This is a genomic window from Pseudomonas sp. GW460-12-10-14-TSB1, assembly GCF_017349775.1.
Classification (GTDB): domain Bacteria; phylum Pseudomonadota; class Gammaproteobacteria; order Pseudomonadales; family Pseudomonadaceae; genus Aquipseudomonas; species Aquipseudomonas piscium.
In genome coordinates, this window is record NZ_JACNAC010000020.1 from 1 (window position 1) to 15,600 (window position 15,600).

18 protein-coding genes are annotated in these 15,600 nt (G+C 64.5%); all 18 read right to left on the minus strand.

From position 1 onward, the window contains the following. Positions 1 to 812: phage tail protein (locus tag J4D52_RS14095; RefSeq protein ID WP_207272133.1), on the minus strand; the 812-nt coding region annotated here is incomplete at its 3' end. Positions 813 to 823: 11 nt separating this feature from the next. Continuing rightward, positions 824 to 1,423: a YmfQ family protein gene (locus J4D52_RS14100; RefSeq protein ID WP_025806671.1), complete on the minus strand. Its 600-nt coding sequence runs from the start codon at positions 1,421 to 1,423 to the stop codon at positions 824 to 826. Then, positions 1,411 to 2,451: a baseplate J/gp47 family protein gene (locus tag J4D52_RS14105; protein ID WP_063428671.1), complete on the minus strand. Its 1,041-nt coding sequence runs from the start codon at positions 2,449 to 2,451 to the stop codon at positions 1,411 to 1,413. Before J4D52_RS14105 ends, J4D52_RS14100 begins: the two co-directional genes overlap by 13 nt. Further along, positions 2,441 to 2,839 carry a phage GP46 family protein gene (locus J4D52_RS14110; protein ID WP_007923962.1) on the minus strand — a complete coding sequence of 133 codons (399 nt, stop codon included), beginning with the start codon at positions 2,837 to 2,839 and terminating at the stop codon, positions 2,441 to 2,443. The genes J4D52_RS14105 and J4D52_RS14110 overlap by 11 nt, the downstream gene beginning before the upstream one ends. Continuing rightward, complete coding sequence (locus tag J4D52_RS14115; RefSeq protein ID WP_025806669.1) at positions 2,839 to 3,348, minus strand: phage baseplate assembly protein V; 510 nt, start codon at positions 3,346 to 3,348, stop codon at positions 2,839 to 2,841. Before J4D52_RS14115 ends, J4D52_RS14110 begins: the two co-directional genes overlap by 1 nt. Before the next feature lie 64 nt (positions 3,349 to 3,412). Beyond that, entirely contained in the window at positions 3,413 to 4,453 is a 1,041-nt protein-coding gene (locus tag J4D52_RS14120; RefSeq protein ID WP_063428669.1) for a phage baseplate assembly protein, read from the minus strand. Between the two features lie 3 nt (positions 4,454 to 4,456). After that, entirely contained in the window at positions 4,457 to 5,695 is a 1,239-nt protein-coding gene (locus tag J4D52_RS14125) for a DNA circularization protein (protein WP_063428668.1), read from the minus strand. Next, complete coding sequence (locus J4D52_RS14130; protein WP_063428666.1) at positions 5,682 to 7,757, minus strand: hypothetical protein; 2,076 nt, start codon at positions 7,755 to 7,757, stop codon at positions 5,682 to 5,684. The genes J4D52_RS14125 and J4D52_RS14130 overlap by 14 nt, the downstream gene beginning before the upstream one ends. 130 nt (positions 7,758 to 7,887) lie before the next feature. Then, the gene (locus J4D52_RS14135; protein WP_007923972.1) at positions 7,888 to 8,184 is read right to left on the minus strand and encodes a phage tail assembly protein; all 297 of its coding nucleotides are present in this window, start codon (positions 8,182 to 8,184) and stop codon (positions 7,888 to 7,890) included. After that, a complete protein-coding gene (locus J4D52_RS14140) occupies positions 8,181 to 8,528 on the minus strand; it encodes a phage tail tube protein (RefSeq protein ID WP_007923973.1) in 348 nt (115 codons plus the stop codon). The genes J4D52_RS14135 and J4D52_RS14140 overlap by 4 nt, the downstream gene beginning before the upstream one ends. Positions 8,529 to 8,594: 66 nt before the next feature. Continuing rightward, positions 8,595 to 10,091: a phage tail sheath subtilisin-like domain-containing protein gene (locus J4D52_RS14145; RefSeq protein ID WP_063428664.1), complete on the minus strand. Its 1,497-nt coding sequence runs from the start codon at positions 10,089 to 10,091 to the stop codon at positions 8,595 to 8,597. Next, positions 10,091 to 10,273 carry a DUF2635 domain-containing protein gene (locus J4D52_RS14150; protein ID WP_025806664.1) on the minus strand — a complete coding sequence of 61 codons (183 nt, stop codon included), beginning with the start codon at positions 10,271 to 10,273 and terminating at the stop codon, positions 10,091 to 10,093. Before J4D52_RS14150 ends, J4D52_RS14145 begins: the two co-directional genes overlap by 1 nt. Beyond that, positions 10,270 to 10,854 (minus strand): hypothetical protein, encoded by a 585-nt coding sequence (locus tag J4D52_RS14155; RefSeq protein ID WP_063428662.1) that lies wholly within the window; start codon positions 10,852 to 10,854, stop codon positions 10,270 to 10,272. Before J4D52_RS14155 ends, J4D52_RS14150 begins: the two co-directional genes overlap by 4 nt. Positions 10,855 to 10,996: 142 nt before the next feature. Next, positions 10,997 to 12,013 (minus strand): phage tail protein, encoded by a 1,017-nt coding sequence (locus J4D52_RS14160; protein WP_063428660.1) that lies wholly within the window; start codon positions 12,011 to 12,013, stop codon positions 10,997 to 10,999. 9 nt (positions 12,014 to 12,022) lie between these two features. Beyond that, positions 12,023 to 12,235, minus strand: coding sequence for a tail protein X (locus tag J4D52_RS14165; RefSeq protein ID WP_009042420.1), 213 nt, complete (start codon positions 12,233 to 12,235; stop codon positions 12,023 to 12,025). Further along, positions 12,228 to 12,611: a phage tail protein gene (locus J4D52_RS14170; RefSeq protein ID WP_016702001.1), complete on the minus strand. Its 384-nt coding sequence runs from the start codon at positions 12,609 to 12,611 to the stop codon at positions 12,228 to 12,230. Before J4D52_RS14170 ends, J4D52_RS14165 begins: the two co-directional genes overlap by 8 nt. Next, positions 12,611 to 14,818 (minus strand): phage tail tape measure protein, encoded by a 2,208-nt coding sequence (locus J4D52_RS14175; protein ID WP_063428655.1) that lies wholly within the window; start codon positions 14,816 to 14,818, stop codon positions 12,611 to 12,613. The genes J4D52_RS14170 and J4D52_RS14175 overlap by 1 nt, the downstream gene beginning before the upstream one ends. 128 nt (positions 14,819 to 14,946) lie before the next feature. Beyond that, on the minus strand, positions 14,947 to 15,558 hold the full coding sequence (locus tag J4D52_RS14180) for a phage tail assembly protein (protein WP_016701995.1): 612 nt from the start codon (positions 15,556 to 15,558) through the stop codon (positions 14,947 to 14,949). Positions 15,559 to 15,600 lie beyond the last annotated feature (42 nt).

Genomic DNA, 15,600 nt, shown 5'->3' on the forward strand with positions numbered 1-15,600 from the left:
CACCCTCCTGGTGCAAAACTCACATCGGTTAATGCCGTCGATGCAGGTACCGGATTGCCGACCATGAGGCGTGCTGCCCGGGCATGCGGATCAAGTGGAAGATAAACCACGCCATTTCCATTGACTGTCTGAGTCCAGGACAGCTTGCTGCGGTTATAGATTGCTCGAACGATAGGAGCTGTACCCGGTGCTGCAGTCACTACCCAGGCCAGACACATGTCCAGGGATGTGGACTGAAATCCCCCACCCGAAGCGCCATTTATGGTGCCTCTCAATGACTCAGGCGACAGGTCATAGAGGGCTCCTCGTTGCATGTAAAAAGTCAGTGCCCCACCCACTACCTGGGCTCTCAGAAAGTAACCAGAATTTGGCAATAGATCCGCACTGCTCCATGCCGTCGTCAGGAAAGTACGCGAACGGCCTAACTGACCGATCACAACCTCCTGCCCCAGGCTGATGTAGGCACCAGCCGAAATGGACACCTTGCCACCACTGGTCGAAACGGCGGTGGACGTCACAGGTAGACGACCATCGTTTGTGGCTACGGTTGGTAGGGGTAGAGCCAGGAACGGCAACGCAAGATCTTCATTCCAGCCGTTCGCAGTGACCACCTGAATGGCCTGCAGCAGTTGATCGTTTTTCGCCTCGTCCGGCGTCAACTCAGCTGCCTTGATGACATTCACGATCTCTTGTGTAACACCATTACCCCATCCCGCCGGGATCAACGACCCCGGTGTTCCTGTCAACGGGTTCTCATCGACAAACTGCCCATTCACCAACCCGGCGCTGGGCACACTTTTCGGATAATCCATCGGTCTATCCCCTAGTCATAATTGATGTGCACCCGTGTATGGGCCGGTGCGCTGCGGTGGATCTGGCATTCCAGGGCCGAGCCCGGGTTCATGCCGAAACGTTCGCCCCAGTAGCTGGCGTTGAAACGCCGGCCCAGGAGCAGGCGTCCACCGGTGTTGAGCGTCCACATGAATTGCGCCTGCCAGGTGCCGAAATGCGCCTGGCCAAACCGTGCACGGCCCATGCGCGGGGCTTCGTGCTCGGTGATGGTGGCGTTCGGATAACCCTGGCTGCGGGCGATCTCGACGTAATAGGCGAGCGCCTGGCTGCCGACAGCCAGCAGCCGCCGGCGCACGGCCAGGCGGCGGTCGTCGAACAGCGGGGTCGCTCCCAGGCAGGGATCGGGCAGGTTCATCACCCGCTCCCAGTCCGGTACCAGCTCGCTGGCGCCAGCGGGGTCCATTTCGTTGAGCAGGTCGGCGGCACGGGCGTCGAGGCGGGCCAGTTCCTGGGAGACGCCTTCCAGCACCTCCTCGAGTTCCGGCACCCGCTCCGGGTCCCAGGCCGGGCCGCTGGGCAGCAGGCTGCGCAGTTGGCTCTGGTACTGCGCGGCGGTTCTTACTCCTGCCATACGCAACCTCCGAACGTCAGCAACTGGTTACTGGCAGCGGGGACATCCGCGATCGGCGCGCTGAGTCGGTGATCGTTCTCACCGGCGGCACTGCTGATGGCCTCGCGGATATGGCTGATCAGCAAGGTGTCGCCCAGGCCGGCCTCTCGGTTGTGCAGATCGCGCAACTGCGCCTCGACCGCCGCGCGTACCGCGCTGGTGTCCGGAGACAAGCGCAGGCTGTAGGTCACGGGCGACTGCTGCGGCGCCAGCACATGCAATTCGGCCGTCACCGGGCGCAGCGGTTCGATGTAGGCCTGTACCTCCGCCAGTTGCTCGGCATTCGGGATAGGTTGCGCATCGTCGTCGCGCATCACGAACAGCCCCACGGTGCCCGGCCCCAGATAGCTGCCACGGCACCAGGCGCGGGTAATCCCCGGGCATTCCAGCGCCCAGGTTTCATAGTCCTGGGCCGAGCCGCCGTGAGGGATGATGCGGTAGGAGCGGATCACCCGCGCGCGCAGCGATTCCAGGCTTTCCGCGGCGACGCCGCCGCTCAGGCCGGGGGCGAGCACGGTGAAGCTGTTGCCAATGCCCTGGATGGGTTGCACCGGGATCAGGTCCAGGCCGGCCTCGGCATTGCCCAGGGTGCCGGCGTCGAGGGCCTGGACGGTGGTGCTGTTGTTGCCGGCGCTGGTGGTGCGGGCGGCGGTGACTTTGTAGGTGCGGCCGTCGCTGGCCTGCAGCAGGGTATCGACGTCCAGCACCGCGCCTGCGGCGGCGCTGAAGCTCACCGAACCGCTGGCCGCCTGGGCGGCCTTGCGTGGCTGGTTGAGGCGCAGCGCGGCGATGCGCTCCAGGGTCGACTCGTCGGCCTTGTCCGGCAGGATCTGATCGGCGATCCAGTCCAGGTAGCCGTAGAGGCCATAGGCGGCGCCACCGAGGGCGCGGGCCAGCACTTGCGCATCGGACTGGCGCAGCGCATCGCTGGCCAGGTCGCTTTGGGTGCGCTTGATCAGCACCGGCAGCGAAGGGGTATCAAAGGGCATAGGTCACCTGCCAACTGTTATCGGGGTTGATGTCCAGGCGTTCACCGTTGGCCAGGACCAGCGTCGTGCGCAGGTTCAGGCGCTGGTCGTCGAGACGTTCGCTGATGATCTCGACCGCGCTGCAATGGCCATCGTCAATCAGCCATTGCAGGGCTTCGCGGGCATAGAACTCGGCGTCGAGCTGGGTCTGGCGGGTGAGCTTGACCCGACGCAGCAGCCACAGCCGCGAGCCGATGCGGTCGTCGGCCACGGTGGGAAAACTGTCACCCCACCAGCCGAAGCGCTCCTCGTCATCCAGCGGGTCGTCGTCCGCCGCACGGCGCCAGGTGAACAGGCTGATCAGCACGGAACGGGTCAGTGCGCGGTGCAGGTCTTGGCTGATAAACATCATTGGCCTCCCGCCGGCGCGCCGGTCTGCCCGCTACCCGACTGCACGCCGCCATGCACGTGCTTGATCTGGCTGATGCCGCCAGCGACCTGGTCGCCCTGGGAGACGATCTTGCCGGTCTGGGTCAGGGTCGGGGTGTCGATGTGCACCGCGCTGCTGGCGCGGATATTGAGCGTGGCGGTCTCGATGTCGATGATCCGCCCGCGCTTGAAATGAATCTTGTCGCCTTCGTCGGTGTAGATCGCCACTTCGCCGGGGGCCAGGGCCTTGAGGCGAAAACGGCGGTCGGCGACCACCAGCACGACGGCATGGGATCGGTCGCCGCCGAGAAAGGTGGCGATGCCTTCGGCGCCGGCCAGCGGATTGCTGGTGAAGCCGTAGGGTTCGAAGTGCTCCATGTCGTCGTTCACTTCGCCGGCGGTCAGGCGCATTTGCAGCGATTGCAGTTTGTTGGCCGAGTTGGCGAGCACGACGGTGCCGCGCGCCAACAGGCGTGTCAGTAGGCTCATGGAAATGTCCTTGGCGGCGAAGCCTGCGCTTTCCGCAGGAGCAACTCCTGCGGATAGGGCGGCATCAGGTTTTGGGTGGCACGGGGCTGGCGTCGAAGGTATGGGGCGGTGCCACCTGCAGGGTGGTGATCGAGCCCTGCTCGGAGAGCGAATAGGTGACCTTGGAAATCAGCAGGTCCTGGTCGAAACCCAGCACCGGGTCGATCACCCGCACCAGGGTGTTGTGGCGCCACAGGTCACCGTTGCTCTGGCGCCAGCCCTGCACCTTGTAGGTGCTGGTCAGGGCCTTGCCGGTGCGAATGGCGCTTTCCCAGTCGGCCCGTTGCTGGGCCAGTTCCTGGGTCAACTGGGCCGGCTCATTGATCACCGTGACTCGCTTGCGCCTGGCCGTGCTGTCGCGGGCCACGCCCGACACTTCGCTGACCGCGGCGCCGCTTTTCTGGTCGTTGCCCTTGTGCTGGCCGATCACCCGGTACTCGGAAAACACCTGGCTGAAGTCCATTGGTGCGCTGGCCGAGAGGATATTCTTGCCCAGCTCCAGCACATCCACCGCGCGCCCGCCGCTGCCCGGCCGGGCCAACAGCACCCGGCCTTCGGCGTCGTCGGTGGAGAACACCCGGAACAACGTCAGCAGGCGGTCGATGGACTGGAACACGGTTTCCCCGGGCACGATGCTGTGGCTGCTCAGCCGCGTGGTTTCCGCGATCTCGCTGACCACCCCGACGCCGTAGGACGCGGCCAGGGCCTGGACGATTTTCAGCAGGCTCTGTTCGCGCCATTGCCCGGGCTGGTTGATCGCCGCGCAATCCACCAGGTCCTGGGTCAGGGAGCTGCCCTCGATGCTCAGGCCGATCTGCCGACCGTCATAGCTGATCGGTGCCTTGAATACATGGCCGCTGAGCAACAGGTCGGCGCCGATCCGCACCTGGCACTTGGCGCCGGGACGGATCCGCTGGTCCAGGGTCTGCCCGGGCCATTGCCAGGTCACGTCGAGCTTGAAGGTGCGAAACTGCCGCTCCAGGTCAGCACTGATTTCGACGCTTTTCCAGCCGCCGTAATCCTGGCCGTCCACCGTCAACAGCACCCGGTTATCGAAGTTGCTCATGGGTCACTCCCCCGCCACTTTGACGTTGGTCGGCGGCAGGAAACCGGGATGGGCCAAGCCGTTGCGCTGCTGCACTTCGGCCGCCCGGGTAGCATCGCCAAACAGCCGATAGGCGAGCACCACCGTCGGCAGGCTCTGCATCGGGTTCTTGACCACCAGCCGCACGCCGGACGAAGCCACCGCGGTGAGGTGGCCGTAGACCAGCTGGCGCAGGCCGTTGAGCACCTCGTAGTGCAGGGCGTCGGCTTTTTCCGCCGCCTGCCAGATCGCCTCATTGATCGAGTTGCGCAGCGCCAGCACCTCATCGGCCACCGGCACTTCCGCACGGGTCACCGGCTGGATCGCCTGCTTGGCCAGCGACGGCGTACCGCTGAGCTTGACCGCCGGGGTCGCCACCGGCAGCGACGCCACGGCCTGGGCGATCCGCACCAGCACGGCGTCCTGCACCAGGTCCGCCATGGCTTGCGCCGCGGCGGTGGTGTCCTTGCCGGTGGTGAGTTTCGGCGTGTCGATCTTCTTCACCGCCTCGACCTGCTGCGAAACGTTGGCCAGCACGCCGCGATAACCGTTGCGCGCATAGTCCTTGAGGTCCTTGATGTCCCCCAGCAAACCCTTGAACTCGGCGCTCACTTCCTTGGGCAGGTCCTTGATCGCCCGCACCAGCAGGTTGAGATCGCGGTAGGTGTCGATCAGCGGCTTGAGCTCCTGCTCGATGGTCTGGTAGACCTCCTTGAGGCTGTTGCGCAGATCGGCGATGCCGATGCGCGCGGCCTTGACCAGGGTCATGGCCTCCTCGAAGCGGCGCACCGCCGAGCCGATAAGGCTGTCGGCCGACACCAGCAACAGCTGGCGGGTGTTGACCGTGGCGCTGGGGAACTGCAATGGCTGGTCGGGGTAGAACTTCAGGGTGAAAGTCACCAGGCCGCCGTCTTGACGGCTCTGGGTCATCTCGCATTCGCCGACCTTGACTTGCAGGCGCCCCAGCCACGGATGCACCAGTTCACCACTGCCCTCCTCCAACGCCTTGAGCAGCTTGTCGCGCTGCTCCAGGCAATCGGCGCCGACGATGAACGCCGTCAGGTCGTGGGTCCGCGCCTGCCGTCCCAGGCTCTCGTAGAACGGCAGGTCACGCTGCGGGTACTCATGCAACTGGCCCTTGTGGCCGACCGGGGTTTTCGCCTGGTCGACCCAGAACCCGACGCCACGAAACGACGCCGGCAACAAACGATCACGCCAGCTCATTGGAACCTCCTAGCGAAAGTGAGCGGTAGCCGACACGCGACGACAGCGCCACGCCGGGTTGGTTGATTTGCGGCGCGCTGGTACGCAGGCCCGCCGGGGCGTTTTCGAAGCTCACCGTCAGCCCGCCCTGCAATTGCGTGCGGTTGTTGGCCGCGCTCTGTTGCAGCAGCGAGGTGGAGCTTTGCGGCAGGCTGCCGGAAAGCGCCGAAGAACCCGGCGCCGGCTGGCCGCCACCGAAAAACGCCGGCGCCAGCGCGCCCTTGCCTTCAGCATTGGTTTGCCGCTGCGCCTCGGTCAGGTTTTCGACCTTGCCGGTGACGCGGGCGACGAAGCCGGCGAAACCACCGTCGAACAGTTCCCTGATCGGTGCGATCACCGCCTGCAGCCGTTGCCACAGTCCACTGAACCACTCGGTGATCGGCTCCCAGTTCTTGATGATCTGCCCCAGGGGCGACCACTCGAACAGGCCGCGCATAAACTCGATGGCCGGCGCCGCCAGGGCTTTCAACACCTCCCAGAGGGCCGCGAACACATCGCTGATGGGCTGCCAGTTGGCGATGACCTGCCCCACGGGCGACCACTCGAACAGAGTGACAAAAAAGTCCTTGATGACCTGCGCCGCGCTTTTCAGGGTGGCCCAGATGGAGTCGAAGTAGGTGCCGATCGCGCCCCAGTTGTTGATCACCAGCCCCAGTGGCGAGGTATCGAACAACCTGACGAAGAAGTCCTTCACCTGTTGCGCCGGACCTTGCAGGTCGGCCCAGAACGAAGCGAAGTAGGCGCTGATCGCGCCCCAGTTGTTGATCACCATCCCCAGCGGCGAGCTGTCGAACAGCCCGATGAAGAAGGCCTTGACCCGTTGCGCCGGACCTTGCAGGCCGGCCCAGAGCGAGGCGAAATACGCGCTGATCGCGCCCCAGTTATTGATCACCATCCCCAGCGGCGAGCTGTCGAACAGCCCGATGAAGAAGGCCTTGAGCCGTTGCGCCGGACCTTGCAGATCAGCCCAGAGCGAGGCGAAGAAACCGCTGATCGCTCCCCAGTTGTTGATCACCAGCCCCAGCGGCGTCCAGTCGAACAGGCCCTTGAGGAAATCCATAGCCGGAACGGACAACGCCTTGAGCAACTCCCACAGCGCCGAAAACAGCCCGGTCAGGGGTATCCAGTTTTCAATCACCAGCCCCAGCGGTGTCCAGGAAAACACTTGCTTGAAGAAGTCGACCACTGACGCGGCCATCGTCTTGAGCTGTTCCCAGAGACCGGCAAAAAAGCCGGTGATCGATCCCCAATTGGCGATCACCATTCCCAGCGGGGTCCAGCCGAAGACCGTCTTCAACCCCGCCATCAGTTGCGTGGCGGCGTCCTTGATGCCCGCCCAGAGGGTGACAAAAAACGCCGACAGCGGCTCCCAGTTGGTCACGATCAGGCCCGCCGCCACCGCGATCCCCAGGGCGATCAAGCCGATGGGCGAGGCCAGCAGGCCGCTGCTGAACAGGGTCACGGCGGACGAGGCCAGGGTCATGGCGCCGCGGATCGCGGTAAAGGCCAAGGCGCCGGCGGCGAGGCCCTGGACCAGTTGCGGGTTGCTTTCAATGACCTTCGCCACAAAGCCCAGCAGCGGCTGCACGGCGGTCACTACCGAGTTGACCGCCGGCAGCAGCGCGCTGCCGAACTTCTGCGAAATATCGTCGACGCTGTCGCTGAACGCCTTCAGGTTGGTGCCCGTCTCGCCCAGCACATCCTTGGGCGGTTCGATGCCCTGCGCCACCAGCTTGGCCCGCGCCGCCTGGTTCTCGAATTCGATGGCGGAATTGACCCCCGCCACGAAGGGCGCGGCCAGGCCACCGCCCTTGATCAGGCCGGAAAAATCCAGCCCGCCCAGGCCGCTGTCTTCGATGCTTTTCTTGAAGTTGCTGACTTTCGAACGAACCTCGCCCAGCTCAGCGTCCAGCTTCTGCATGCCTTGCATGACCACCAGCATGTTCACCGTGGTCTGCACATTGGTCACACTCAGGCGCTGTTTGATGCTCGTCTGATTCAAGCTTTGATTGATGTTCGCCATCACTGCACCTGCTGCATCGCATTGATCCGTTGCGCGTGCTCCAGGGACTCCCGGAGCACATCCAGTGGCCTGGCCATCATCTGTTCGGGGTCAACCTTCCAGAACCAGGCCAGGTCATAGGCAACCGCGATCAGGTCGCTGATGGCTCCGATGCCGCACTCATGAAAAAACTCGCGACCGCCCAGCTCAGGGCGTTGAGGTCAGCCAGGTCCAGCTGGTTGACCGAGGACGGAGGAATGCCGGCACAGACCGCGATGTACTTGGCCGCGACGTCCATGTCGAGGCTGACTTCTTCGCTCTTGTCGATCTTGTACGGCAGCGCCTTGATCGCCCGCACTTCCTGCACCGTCGGGCGGCGCAGGGTCAGTTCGGTCAGCGGTTCGCCGTGGGCTTCGATGGCCACACGCAGCTTTACGCTATCGCTCATTGCCAGGTCCCCTTGATGCCTTCGAACTTCAGTTCGATGCTCGCGTCGTCACCCTTGGAAACCGGCTCTTCCACCAGATAGGCGCCGGCCAGGACGTAGACCTTGCCGTTGCTGAACTCGCAGGTGACGGTCATGTCGGAACCGGCCACCAGCTGCTTGAGCGGGAAGTCCGGGGTGTGCAGCGCCGTGACCTTGAAGGACGGGGCAATGTCGGTTTCCTTGTAGAAACCCGGCACGATGGTTTCCCGTTTCACGGACATCAGCGGTGCTTCGCAGCCGCCGTTGATGGTCAGTTGAGCGCCGTCCACTTTGACGTAGCAGGTGCCCGCAATCAGTTGACCCATGGTGTTTCTCCCAAAAAATGAGCCCGCACGAGGCGGGCTGGAAAAGCGCAGTGAAAGAGGCTCGGCTTAGGCCGCCGCGTCGTACTGCAGACGGAATTGGTTGAGCAGCGCGAACACTCGCAGGCCGTTGATGTAGTCCGGCGGGAACAGCACGTTGACCCGGCTCGGGTCCTGGCTGTCGCGCTCGACGATCAGGTGCTCGGCGAACAGCTCGGCGTTCTCCACGTGGCCTTCCAGTTCCAGCTTGGCGTACTGGGCGATCAGCTCGCCGCGGATGGTGCTCGGAGTCACGATCGGCTGGCCGGCACCGAAACGGGTACCGTCGGCGGCCAGTTTGTGGCGCCCGTACTTGCTGGTGATCACGCTTTGCAGGCGGCGCACGATAAAGGCCGACTGGTGCATGGTTTCGCTGTCCAGGTAGGAGTTGTCGGCCTGGCCGTAGGCGTTCTTCTGGTAGGTGGTGATCGAACGCTGGATGCGCACGTAACCGCCTTCGTAGTAGGCGGTGGCGATGCCGTAGCTGAGCAGCGACTGACGCTCGGTCAGGGTGAAACGCTCGCTGGCCGGCGCCGGATCGACACCCGGCAGGCTGCCGCTCTGGGTCGGACGGCTGGCATCGGCGGAGATGAACACCGAGGTGCGCGCGGCCAGCGCGGCGGCCTGCACCCAGAACGGTTGCGGTACGCCGGGCTCCAGGGCCTGGATGGTGATGTGCTGGTCGTTGCGTGCCTGGCCGGCCGCCACCAGGGTGCCGACGGTGCCGCGCTTGGCGCTGTAGACGTGACCGAACAGTTGCTTGGCCCAGGACCAGCGACCGGTGCTGTCGTCCATGACGGCTTGCCAGGCGTTGAGGGTCGCGGTGTCGGTCCACGGCATGCAGATGAACTCGAAAGGTTCATCGCCCAGGGCCGCCAGGGCCGCGACCTGATCCGGCACGCCAGCGCCGCCGGCCATTTTGCCGACAGTCACGCTCAGGCCAGCCGGGGTTTCTTCGCCGTTGCTCTTGCCCAGGCGGTTGAGCTGCAGGCTGATATCGTTAGCGCTGTCGCCGGTCCATTTGGCGGTCAGGGTCAGGGTGCCTTCGACCGCGGCGGCGCTCACCGGCAGGTCGGCGGCGGCATTGATTTTCAGCGCCAGCGCGCTGGCTGCCTGAGCCGCGGTGGCGGCATTGACGATGGCGGCCTGAACCCGCACACCACCGATATACAGGTTGAGCACGCCGCTTTCGCTGGCGGCACCGGTGAACTTCAGCTCGGCCTTGGCCACGCTGCCTTCGACGTTGTGCAGCGGCAGGCACCAGATCTCACCGATCGGGTCGGTCTTGCGCCAGGTCTCGTACATGGAGGCGAGCATCGAGCCCTGACCGCCGATGCTCTTGGCCAGCGCGACGCTGGACACCAGCACCAGCTTGCCGGTTTCGGCAGGCGCGATGTTGTCGTTGACCTGGGCCACGATCAGTCGGCGCATGGCCGAAGAAGCGCTATTGGCCGCCGAATTGTCCATCTCGGCGTAGAACAGCGGCACACGAATGTCCGCCGGAATATTGCTGAATCCGATCGCCATTATTTGGCTCCTTGTGGTTTGGCCGCCTTCGCAGCCTTGAGGGTGATATCGCCATCGGCCAGACGCCGGCGCCACCAGGCGTTGTCGTCGACTTCACGGCCTTCGAGGGGCAGCAGGTCGCCGGCTTCGGGGTCCGGCACGGCGCGGCCCGCGGCCGGCAGCACAGTGATGCGGTTGCTCATTGCGTTACGTCTCCAGAGAAAGTCAGTTCCAGGCGCCCGTCGGGCCCCGGGTGTTTCAGGTTGGGGTCCGCCGGATCGATGGCATCGACCCGCACCGTGACCCCGGTAAAGGACGGCAAGCCATCCAGTTCACGCTCACGCCAGGTTTCCGCCGGCTGGCTGGCCAGGTTGCGTCCCAGCTGGAACTCGGCGAAAAAGCGCAGTTGATAGAACAACCGCGTGGCGCTGAGCGAAACCAGCTCGCCACCGTCGTATTCGATCGGGTTGTAGTCCGCGCCCGGCTTGAACCCCACCAGCGCCCGCCACAACTCGGCACGCAGGCTTTCGAGTTGCTCCAGGGCCTGCCGGCCGTCGCTGGCGTCCAGTACCAGGGTGATCACAAAGCGGTCACGGATGGCCTGGCGGGTAGCGTTCTGCCCGGTGCTCGGGCTGGCCAGATCGGCGAGCGGCGTCACGTGGGCACTGGGGGTGGGCAACGCGGTATTGCTTTGCAGCAGCGCGAGATCGACGCCGACGGCCACCTGATTGGCCAGGCCGGGGCAGTGATCGCGCAGTTGCGTGAGGATCGGAGTGATCTTCATGAAGAAGCTCCAAAACTGAGTGAATGGGAAACCATCAGGCGCGGCCACAACGGATCGCCCAGGCAGCGGGTGCCCGGGCAACAGGATGGAGCCGTAGAGAAGAAGGACGCGGGAGGACAGGATGCAGGGCAAGGCCCGACAATTAAGGCTGCTGCTCCAGGCAGGTTGCCTCGATCATGCAGCGATAGTTTTTCTCGCGACTGCCGCTGGCAGTCACCTTGTCGATCGACCAGGTGCCCTGCATGAATGCTGGCCAGCTGTTGTCCAGCAACACCAACCCCTCGGCCGACAGGGACGGGTCGCCGGGACAGTCGAGCTTGAGCTTGATCGCTTCGCGCTCAATCCGGCGCATCGCCCCTTGGGCTGCGCTGCGGGCCTCGCCCTCCCCCGGGTAACGCTGGCGCAGGGTCTGGAAGGGGGCCTGCCCCAACTTGACCACACGCTCCTTGCCGGCCGCCGAATCCCACCAGGTGGCCTGGCAGCCCTTGTGCTTGGCCCGGCCGTTCTCATCGATGCTGGCGGAGATGAACGCCGGATCCCCCGGGCGGTTATCCCGGGTGACGCTCAAGCGCACCGGTGAAAGGATTTTCCCCGAGAGCGACTTCGCCTGCCCTCGCAGCGCCAGCACATACATCTCGTTGAGCGGCTTGGTGACGGCATCGTGCGGCCGCGCAATGCGCGTCAAGAAACTCATGTCGGTCTCGTTGGACTGATCGACATGCGGGACAGGTATCGAGTCCAGTTCGGGCGCCACCCGGGGGGAAAAACCGTGCCGGGAGGTCAGCTGGCGAAACAGCGCGCCGAGGGTCGTGGGGCCATGGCTGGCGGAGCGGCGCTGCTTGAAGCCGGTCGCGTCCGCCACCTTGAAGGGGGCAGCCGTGGCCACCAGGGTCAGGCGCGGCGGAAACAGGTTGGGCGTGCGCCGGGTGATGATGAACTCGCCACGATCCACCAGTCCCGACTCCAGATAACCCACCCGCAGCCCGACTTTCCCACCCAGCTCGGGGAGCCCTTCCAGGCCTTCGATATCGAGGGTCAGCGTGAGCTGGTCGGACTCGATACCCGCCGCATCGATGTGCGTCCAGCTGATCAGCCGTTGGTTGAGGCGCGCGGCATTGGCGCCGTAGAGCTCAATGCTCGGGGTGAATCCCAGGGTCATATGCCCTCCTTAGTCCCAGGCTGAGACCGGGGTCGCGGCAACCGGCCGGGACTCGATCTCGGGCACTATCACCCAGACACCCGCCGGCAGCACCGGGCCCTTCTCGGCCAGCAGTGGATTGAGGCGCCAGAGCGCCTCCTCGACCGCATCGTCGCAACGTCCCACCTCGCGGTAGAGCAGCAGGTTGACCGAATCGCCGGCAATACTTCGAACCCTACGCATTGACGAATTCCTCGAGGTTGATGGTCCAGTTGATCACTAGCGCCGTGCCGTCATCGATGATGGAGGTCTGCACCTCCGTCACCAGGTTGACGCGCCAGCGCCCCCAGTTGCGGCCGATGCCATCCACCAGCGGCAAGGGCACACGGGCGGCCTGCAACTCGCGCAGCTGGTCCAGGCGCGCCATGCCCGTGGCGTACATCGACTTGCCACTGATCTGCAGCGTTTCCAGCTTCTGCCCGGCCTGCTGCGATTTCGGCTTGCTGGTGATGATGTCGATACTGGCCCAGCCACCGTCCGTCTTGCGTTCAAGCCGGTCGTAGGCGAAGCCGGTGGACAAGCCGAAAATGAAATTGCCCAACGCCATCTGCTGTCGCATCACATCACTCCATCGGTCAGGGCCACATCGCGCCGTACCGCGAGCGGGTTGGTCATCATCAGAGGCATGACCTGCATCTGCATTTGCTGGATCACCATGTCCACCAGTTGCCTGGAGGTGGCCTGATCCTGGCCGTAGATATTGATGACCGGGGCGAAGGTAACCTGCTGGCAGGAAGTCGAGCTGGCTGCGAGGTTCTTGCTCACTTCATCCGGCGACTTCAAGCGGTCTCCAACCTCGCCCCCCAGCCGACTGAACGCCTCGCTGCCAAGCCAGCCGCCGATAGCACCGCCGACCAGCCCGCCGACAGCCGTACCGAGGATCGGCACGACGCTGCCCAGGGCCGCTCCGAGCGCGGCACCGGATGTGCTGCCGGCCCAGGCGCCACCCAGGGTCCCCAGGCCGGAACCAATGGCCCTGGGGTCGCGGTTTCGCACACCCTTGAACACATTCAGACCGGCCCTGAGCAGGTTGAGCGGCTTACTGGCCACCCGACCGGTCACTGCCCGCAGGCCGGCGAAACTGCCACGCAGCCCACGGCCAATGCGCGACATCAGCCCGGCGCGTGGCGCAGTGGCAGGGGTGTTTTTGGGGGCGGGTTTTGCCGCATTGGCTTGATTCTTTTGCCTCTCTTTCCTTTCTAGCTTGTCCCGCCGCCTTCGCTCTTGTCTGTTAGGGCCGCGGGTTTCACCACCGCCCGGAGGACCGCCACAGCAGCCCCCGCCTTCGCTGAACAGCTTGCCAATACTCGACGGCAGGCGCGGAGCCGCGAGACTCAAGAGCTTCTTCGCCACCTGGGTAAAGACTTCGTCCAGCACCGACTTGAGCAGCCGTCCCACCACCGGTGCAATGGCGGCCCCGGCCAGGGCCAGGCCAGCAGCGATCTTCGGAAACTCCGTCGCCAGGCTGGCCAAGCCATCGACCACCCCACCAATGGGCACCATCGCCCCTTCCGCTACTGGCGCGAGGGCGGAACCGAACGCGGTATTCATCCGGTTCAAGCGGGCGTCGAAGGTATTCGCCTGAGCCCATGCGGACTGGCGTACCGAGCCCTGGTCGCCCAGCTTGGAGGTGGCGTACTGCTTCTTGTCGGAGACCTGCGCCAAGGCCTTTTGAACTTCAGGCAGTTGTTGTGCCAGGCGCAACGCAGCTTCATTCGCGCTGCCGAACAGGGTAGCGGCCAACGCGGAGCGCTCCCGGCTCGACACGTCGGGCGCTTGCAGCGCCTCCAGCACCTTGGTCAGACCACCTGCCCCATCCAGCTTCAGCGGGTCGATGTGCAACCGTTGCAAGGCCACTTGCTGCGCCTCGGACTTGGGTTCGCCCTTGCCCAGCACGGCAGCGATGCCTTTCAGCGCGGCCCCGGCATCGGCCTTTTGCGTGCCGGTGTTGAGCAATGCCGCCGTCAGCGCCGCCGCCTGCTCCGGGGCCAGCCCCGCCGCCGTGGCGGCAGCGCCATGCCGTTGCAGGATCACCCCGATGTCGGCCGCCTCGGCATCGCCCGGAAGCTTGCCGAGGTGGTTGGTCGCGTCTGCCAGGTCGAGGGCCTGGTTGCGGTCCAGCTTCATCGAGGTGCGCCAACCGGCCAGCATGTCCCCGGCATCCTTGCCCGGCATCTTGAACGCGGTTGCCATGAGCGCGGCGTCACCGCCGAATGCCGTCAGGGTCTGTCGTCGAGACACGCCTTTATCGTTCTCGATCCCGGCCTTGGCAGCGGCGTATTCAAGCTTCGCCAGATCGACCGCCGTGGTTCCACCCGCGGCGATGCCTGGATAACTGGCCATGCGGTAGTTGTCTTTCGCGAGTTCCTCGCGTTCATTGCCGGGGAGAGAAACCACTCTCCCCAGATCGGCCAGCGCCGCATTCATCGCCATCGCCGGCTTGAACAGGTCAGGCGCTTGAAGCCCACCGGCGGCCTTGTCCGTGGCTTTGGCGCCGCTCGCCTCGGTCTTGGCGCTACCGGAGGATGCCAGCTGCAACGGGCGTTGCGACGACAGCGTCAATTTCAACGAGTCGATGGCCTTAGTCAGCAGACGAATGTCCACGCTGGCGGTATTCAGGGCCAGGATGAAACTGATGGATGACAGGCCGGCATTTCCCTGGCCCGCCACGGCTGTGCTCCGGTCATCTGGCTGGCCGGTACCGACAGGCGCCAGCCAGGACGGCTCCATGCTGGCGTTCTTGAGCGAAAACTGATTGTTCGCCATCCCGCTCTACTCCTCTTTCACGCCAAGGCGAGTAATCGCGATGTCGTAGCGGCGCAAGGCCTTGCCAGCGTCCCACTCCAGGATTTCCGCCTCACTTACCGAGTAAATGAGCGGCACCACATCGAGAATCACTTCGATGTCGCGCTCCGAAAGAAGGCCGCCGGTTTGTTTAAAAAATCGTCGATGCGCTCTTGCAACTGCGTCCAGTCAGGCACGCTGAGCAACGCCAGGTCGGGCAACATCAGGCCGGTGCAATGCGCGGTGATGAATTCAGCGCGCTCCTTGGTGGTCTTGAGCTTCTTCATCACCTTGGTCGCTCGCAGCGCGGGCATTTCCAGGGTCAGGGAAGTCAGGCGCTGGCCCGCCACATCGAGTGGCAACAGCAGGTTCACCTGGTCCAGGTCATCCTGCGCCGGCCCATCGTCGAGGGTATCGCTGGCCGTTTCAGACTCGACGCCCTGCTGGAGAAAGTAAGCAGCCGGGCGCGTCGACATGTCATGGACGTATTGAGCGATGCTCACGTAGTCCGGGCGCTTGAGCTGATCGAGCTCATTGGCCGACAGACCGGTCGCCAGTTTCGCCAGCTCGAAGAACTGATCGTCCTCATCGTCGCCGGCGCGGGCCAGCGCTTCTTTCTGCGCGGCGTAGAACAATGGCTTGAGCTGAATCTGCGCGATCTGCGACTCGTCGTCGGCAGTGATCGGGCACAGCAGAGCATGGATCGGAGGCGTCCAGGACATGAATGAATTCCTATGTAAAAGGTAGGAGCGAGCAGGCTCGCG

What these genes read in the sequence shown, in the direction of transcription:
- J4D52_RS14150 (WP_025806664.1), bottom strand. Translation starts at nt 10,273, where the DNA reads ATGAGCAACCGCATCACTGTGCTGCCGGCCGCGGGCCGCGCCGTGCCG.
- J4D52_RS14140 (WP_007923973.1), bottom strand. Translation starts at nt 8,528, where the DNA reads ATGGGTCAACTGATTGCGGGCACCTGCTACGTCAAAGTGGACGGCGCT.
- J4D52_RS14100 (WP_025806671.1), bottom strand. Translation starts at nt 1,423, where the DNA reads ATGGCAGGAGTAAGAACCGCCGCGCAGTACCAGAGCCAACTGCGCAGC.
- J4D52_RS14145 (WP_063428664.1), bottom strand. Translation starts at nt 10,091, where the DNA reads ATGGCGATCGGATTCAGCAATATTCCGGCGGACATTCGTGTGCCGCTG.
- J4D52_RS14135 (WP_007923972.1), bottom strand. Translation starts at nt 8,184, where the DNA reads ATGAGCGATAGCGTAAAGCTGCGTGTGGCCATCGAAGCCCACGGCGAA.
- J4D52_RS14160 (WP_063428660.1), bottom strand. Translation starts at nt 12,013, where the DNA reads ATGACCCTGGGATTCACCCCGAGCATTGAGCTCTACGGCGCCAATGCC.
- J4D52_RS14105 (WP_063428671.1), bottom strand. Translation starts at nt 2,451, where the DNA reads ATGCCCTTTGATACCCCTTCGCTGCCGGTGCTGATCAAGCGCACCCAA.
- J4D52_RS14115 (WP_025806669.1), bottom strand. Translation starts at nt 3,348, where the DNA reads ATGAGCCTACTGACACGCCTGTTGGCGCGCGGCACCGTCGTGCTCGCC.
- J4D52_RS14170 (WP_016702001.1), bottom strand. Translation starts at nt 12,611, where the DNA reads ATGCGACAGCAGATGGCGTTGGGCAATTTCATTTTCGGCTTGTCCACC.
- J4D52_RS14110 (WP_007923962.1), bottom strand. Translation starts at nt 2,839, where the DNA reads ATGTTTATCAGCCAAGACCTGCACCGCGCACTGACCCGTTCCGTGCTG.
- J4D52_RS14125 (WP_063428668.1), bottom strand. Translation starts at nt 5,695, where the DNA reads ATGAGCTGGCGTGATCGTTTGTTGCCGGCGTCGTTTCGTGGCGTCGGG.
- J4D52_RS14175 (WP_063428655.1), bottom strand. Translation starts at nt 14,818, where the DNA reads ATGGCGAACAATCAGTTTTCGCTCAAGAACGCCAGCATGGAGCCGTCC.
- J4D52_RS14165 (WP_009042420.1), bottom strand. Translation starts at nt 12,235, where the DNA reads ATGCGTAGGGTTCGAAGTATTGCCGGCGATTCGGTCAACCTGCTGCTC.
- J4D52_RS14120 (WP_063428669.1), bottom strand. Translation starts at nt 4,453, where the DNA reads ATGAGCAACTTCGATAACCGGGTGCTGTTGACGGTGGACGGCCAGGAT.
- J4D52_RS14155 (WP_063428662.1), bottom strand. Translation starts at nt 10,854, where the DNA reads ATGAAGATCACTCCGATCCTCACGCAACTGCGCGATCACTGCCCCGGC.
- J4D52_RS14180 (WP_016701995.1), bottom strand. Translation starts at nt 15,558, where the DNA reads ATGTCCTGGACGCCTCCGATCCATGCTCTGCTGTGCCCGATCACTGCC.
- J4D52_RS14130 (WP_063428666.1), bottom strand. Translation starts at nt 7,757, where the DNA reads ATGGCGAACATCAATCAAAGCTTGAATCAGACGAGCATCAAACAGCGC.